6 protein-coding genes are annotated in these 4601 nt (G+C 56.1%); all 6 read left to right on the top strand.

The window, feature by feature from the left end; genetic code table 11:
* Positions 1-580: 580 nt before the first annotated feature.
* The 6 genes from C7K08_RS15275 (at position 581) to C7K08_RS12750 (ending at position 4300) form a co-directional block, all read left to right on the top strand.
* Positions 581-901, top strand: a complete 321-nt coding sequence (locus C7K08_RS15275) for a hypothetical protein (RefSeq protein WP_133165270.1) — start codon at positions 581-583, stop codon at positions 899-901.
* 511 nt (positions 902-1412) lie between these two features.
* The gene (locus tag C7K08_RS12775; RefSeq protein WP_106500958.1) at positions 1413-1661 is read left to right on the top strand and encodes a hypothetical protein; all 249 of its coding nucleotides are present in this window, start codon (positions 1413-1415) and stop codon (positions 1659-1661) included.
* 69 nt (positions 1662-1730) lie between these two features.
* The gene (locus C7K08_RS12770) at positions 1731-1958 is read left to right on the top strand and encodes a type II toxin-antitoxin system ParD family antitoxin (protein WP_241537261.1); all 228 of its coding nucleotides are present in this window, start codon (positions 1731-1733) and stop codon (positions 1956-1958) included.
* A gap of 639 nt (positions 1959-2597) precedes the next feature.
* Positions 2598-2867 (top strand): type II toxin-antitoxin system ParD family antitoxin, encoded by a 270-nt coding sequence (locus C7K08_RS12760; protein ID WP_106500955.1) that lies wholly within the window; start codon positions 2598-2600, stop codon positions 2865-2867.
* Complete coding sequence (locus tag C7K08_RS12755) at positions 2867-3160, top strand: type II toxin-antitoxin system RelE/ParE family toxin (RefSeq protein WP_106500954.1); 294 nt, start codon at positions 2867-2869, stop codon at positions 3158-3160. The genes C7K08_RS12760 and C7K08_RS12755 overlap by 1 nt, the downstream gene beginning before the upstream one ends.
* A gap of 777 nt (positions 3161-3937) precedes the next feature.
* The gene (locus C7K08_RS12750; RefSeq protein WP_161955923.1) at positions 3938-4300 is read left to right on the top strand and encodes a hypothetical protein; all 363 of its coding nucleotides are present in this window, start codon (positions 3938-3940) and stop codon (positions 4298-4300) included.
* Positions 4301-4601 lie beyond the last annotated feature (301 nt).

The following is a 4601-nucleotide window of genomic DNA, read 5'->3' as shown; positions in this document are numbered from 1 at the left end:
AGAGAACGCGCAAATAATGAACGAAACCGAGCAGCTGAAGAAAGAGAACGCGCGGCTTTCAGAGCTCGACGCCAAGCTCAATGCAATCTTGTCCAACTCAGGCACCAGCTCGACCCCTCCGAACGCAATGCCAGGCGAATCCAAGATGTGATCTCGCTGCTAGAGGAGTACRGAGGAACGGCGTGAACTTCCCCACCCCTGCCGCGGTGCTCAGGCCWGTGGCCTMGTGAGCACCGCTGGCGCAACCTTGCTTCCCCGCCAGAAGCCACGGCCGTCAGGTTGTGCGTATGCMGTTGYYAGYTGAKKGCCYWAGCCKTGGCWTCTGGCGCCATTGGTTTATTAATCMATTCCCCRCACCCTATTCAGTTTGGCTTTTTACACACCATATATGGTGTGCCTTTGGSTWAACGGAATAGAGCACCCGGAACCAACATATTTSGYGGCYAGYCAGTACAGGTGTATTATTRARCSTGCGTTTGGTTTGGGGCCGYTAAATTGAGATTGTTGGATCCCCAGGCYTGGATYGCCTTTGCAGCTGCCATCCTTTTGGCGCTAATTACTCTTTTTAGTAGTTACAACCATGTCTTTATCCCCGGATTCGCCACTTCCTTCCCATTACCGCAGCAAGCAGGAATTCCTTGCATCTTTATCGCCYTGGCGGCGGCAGCTRGCGAACTTAAATTGGCATCCAACAGTAGATATGAAAGTGCAGAGCTACGCGCTCGAGCAGAGTACAAAACAGCTGAAGAAAGAGAACGAGCAAATAATGAACGAAACCGAGCAGCTGAAGAAAGAGAACGCGCGGCTTTCCGAGCTCGACGCCAAGCTCAATGCAATCTTGTCCAACTCAGGCACCAGCTCGATCCCTCCGAACGCAATGCCAGGCGAATCCAAGATGTGATCTCGCTGCTGGAGGAATACGGAGGAACGGCTTGAACTTCCTAATCCTTGCCGCAGTGCTCAGGCCAGTGGCCTAGTGAGCACCGCTGGCGCAAAACCTTGCTTCCCCGCCTGGTGTCACAGCCGTCAGGTTGTGCGTATGCCGTTGCCAGCTGAGTGCCCGAGCCATGGCTTGGGGCGATTGGTTTATTAATCCATTCCCCACACCCTATTCAGTTTGGCTTTTTACACCACATATGGCGTGCCTTTGGGTTAACGGAATAGAGCACCGGGAACCAACATATTTTGCGGTCGCTAAATTGAGATTGTTGGATCCTTAGGCTTGGATTATTGCAATCTGGGCTTCCCCCGTTTTGCCGCGCTGGAACTAACACCTGGTGCGTCTGATCCCGGAGAAGGCTTGACCCTGAAGCCGTGAAAGCTGTCCAGCCCACCCCCGAACTGCTCCAGGGCTTCGATACCGCCACCCAGATCACCGCCCTCGCCCACTGGTTACGCCACCAGCCCGCGCCGTGATCCTTGCCCGCATTGCCCTCGGCAGCCTGGGCATTCGCGTTGGCCCGGCCGATTTGCCCACGCCCAGCTCCGCTGAACGCCGCATGTTTCTTCGGGATGCCCTACTCCTCACCCTCTGGCGCCCCAGGTTGTTGAACGCAAACGGGCCGATTGTGGGGTGTAGGGGGAGCTGCCTAAGTGGCTTTCTGGCCGCGGGTGTGAAGGCTGCGGSTGGTTTGATCTCCAGGCCTGGCGCGAGCYCTTGACCGRCCGGTGCTACTCAGTCACACTTGAGACGGCGTGTAGATGGTGCTCAAGTGGTTATCAAGAGTTCAGTGTCTCTTCGCGAWGATCAGCATGCCTTTGCCAAGGCTCTTGTGGAAGCTGGTCGCTTCTCATCCGTGAGTGCTGTGCTGCAGCAGGGCCTTGACCTGCTGCAGCAGCAAGATGCTGATGCTCAAGCCGATCGAGCCGCCCTGCAGGCCTTGCTGCAGCAGCGCGCCAATGGGCCCTTCGTCTCTGCCGATCAACTGCGGGCMAGGTTGGCGGCGCAGGTCCGATGAGCGAGGCTCCGTGGACAGTGGTCTTCGCTGCAGAAGCCGTCAACGATCTGGTGCTGATCACCGASTACCTSACACAGGCCTACTGCGGCTTTGGAGAACCACTGGCGGAGGCCAAGTGCCACGCACAGGTGCGCATCGAGGCGATCATCACTGCCGCCGARCGGTTGGCMACAGCTCCCCTKCGTGGAGAATCACACGATGATCTCCTSCCWGGCCTTCGACACCTGGCTCTCGATCGTGCGGTGTATTGGTTTCGCCCACGCGCTGAGCAGCGGGAARTCCAGGTGCTGGCCGTGTTTTTTGGTGGCCAARACCACCAGCGCCGCATGTTGGTGCGCCTGTTKCMAAACAGYTCCSAGGTYTGAGCCCGCCTYTGGGMTGRGATGTGGTCCTTTAAAGASCACGGTCAGGCCCCTGGGCTTCTGCGGAGCAGTAGCAATCTTGTTCGGCTCAGGCACCAGCTCGACCGCTGCTAGAGGAATACGGAGGGTTTGCTTGAGCTTTCTTCTCCTGCCGCAGTGCTCAGGCCTGTGGCCTGGTGAGCACCGCTGGGGATGCCTGGTTTCTGACGCAGATTTCCGAGTTCGTGCCATAGCTATCAAAGATTGATAGCATCGATTTGGTTCTCCCCGAGCGGTGATGCCTTCCAGTTACGTCGTCGGTTCCCATTTCGAGCAGTTCATCAAGAATCAGATCAGTGGTGGCCGCTACGCAAGTGCCAGCGAGGTTGTGCGCGATGCCCTTAGGCTCCTCGAGCATGAGGAGCAGTGTCGTGAAGCGGCGCTGGTGGCGCTTCAAGCAGACGTGCGCATTGGACTGGAGAGCGGTACTGGCCAGAGCGCTGAAACTGTGTTTCAGAGGCTCGAGCAGAAATACAGCAACCATGCATCTGTGTTGGTTGAGCCTTGATGGAGGTTGTCTTTTCTCAGCAGGCTGAATTGGATCTGGAAGAGATCGCAGACACCATCGCGATTGATAGCGCGCCTGCAGCTATTCGGTTTATCCAAGCCATCCGAGAGCACTGCGCTCGAATCGGATTAACGCCGCTTGCTTATCCCGCGCGCCCAGAACTGGGTCTTGATATCCGTTGCTGTGTTCATCAGCGCTACCTGATCCTGTTTCAGCCTGGCACCACGTCTGTACTTGTGGTTCGCATTCTCCACGGCAGCCGTGATCTCCTTGCCTTGTTCTCTATCGATTAGGACGAATCCGGCTTGAGGTACGCGCTGCCTTGTTCATGCGCTCCCTATTGGAAATGTTCTGGCTCTGGCCGCCCCGCAGATCTGATCGTGGAGCCTGATGGCGGTTCGGCGCGTCTGGAGTAGGCCGGTCCGGGTCCACCGGCGCCTGGCTCGCCCCCAAGGTTGTTGCCCGCAAACGGGCTGATTGTGGGGTGTAGGGGGTGTAGGCCGGCGGACTCTTGAAAGCCTTTTGAACGTTGTTCTGGCTGCAGGTCGTGAGGGTTCTGTGGGTTTGGGAGTTTCCAGCTGGAGGTGGCACCAGGCCCCGCCCGGGCGCAAAACGCTGGCGGCTATCAAAGCTCAACGCCCAGCAAATCCGAGATGTGATTGGCTCCTAGAGGCATACGGCGGGTTTGCTTGAGCTTTCTTCTCCTGCCGCGGTGCTCAGGCCAGTGGCCTAGTGAGCACCGCTGGCGCAAAACCTTGCTTCTGGCGCCATTGGCTTATTAATCAATTTCCCACACCCTATTCAGCTTGGCTTTTCACACACCATATATGGTGTGCCTTAGAGTTAACGGAATTGAGCGCTGAAAACAACCTTATTATTTGCCTCGCATATGCTCTTATCAGCATATAATTATATGCGCCAAGCAAACTTGTTTGGCGCAGTACAGGTGTATTAGTAARCGTGSGTTTGGTTTGGGGYCGCTAAATTGAGATTRTTGGATCCCCAGGCYTGGATTGCCTTTGCRGCTGCCATCCTTTTGGCATTGATCACACTTTTTAGTAGTTACAACCATGTCTTTATCCCCGGATTCGCCACTYCCTTCCCATTACCGCAGCAAGCAGGAATTCCTTGCATCTTTATCGCCYTGGCGGCGGCAGCTRGCGAACTTAAATTGGCATCCAACAGTAGATATGAAAGTGCAGAGCTACGCGCTCGAGCAGCAAGCGATCGAGCGCGAGCAGCGGATCAAACARCTGARGAACGAAACCGATCTGCTGAGGAAAGAGAACGAGCAAATAATGAACGAAACCGAGCAGCTGAAGAAAGAGAACGCGCGGCTTTCAGAGCTCGACGCCAAGCTCAATGCAATCTTGTCCAACTCAGGCACCAGCTCGACCCCTCCGAACGCAATGCCAGGCGAATCCAAGATGTGATCTCGCTGCTAGAGGAATACGGAGGAACGGCGTGAATTTCCTCACCCCTGCCGCAGCGTTCAGGCCGGTGGCCTCGTGAGCGCCGCTGGCGCAACCTTGCTTCCCCGCGGTAGCTGCCAGGAAAGATGTCACCCTTTGGAAGCGTTTTATGCCTCCTTTGCCAAGGTTACCTGGAGGCTTGTTTGCTGGGTTGCTAATGGTTCATTTATCCATACCAAATCAGGTAGTTTCCAGCAACGAATTGATCTGCTCCAGCGTTTGGGATTTGCAATGCGGGCTAGCTCATAAACGCGTGACCGCT

The sequence above is a fragment of the Synechococcus lacustris str. Tous genome (assembly GCF_003011125.1).
GTDB lineage: Bacteria > Cyanobacteriota > Cyanobacteriia > PCC-6307 > Cyanobiaceae > Synechococcus_D > Synechococcus_D lacustris.
Note: the sequence above shows the minus strand (reverse complement) of the source record. Positions and strands in the feature narration are given on the sequence as shown.

Excerpts from the sequence above, each read along its gene's own strand:
- C7K08_RS12760 (WP_106500955.1), top strand. The coding sequence starts at position 2,598 with ATGCCTTCCAGTTACGTCGTCGGTTCCCATTTCGAGCAGTTCATCAAG.
- C7K08_RS12755 (WP_106500954.1), top strand. The coding sequence starts at position 2,867 with ATGGAGGTTGTCTTTTCTCAGCAGGCTGAATTGGATCTGGAAGAGATC.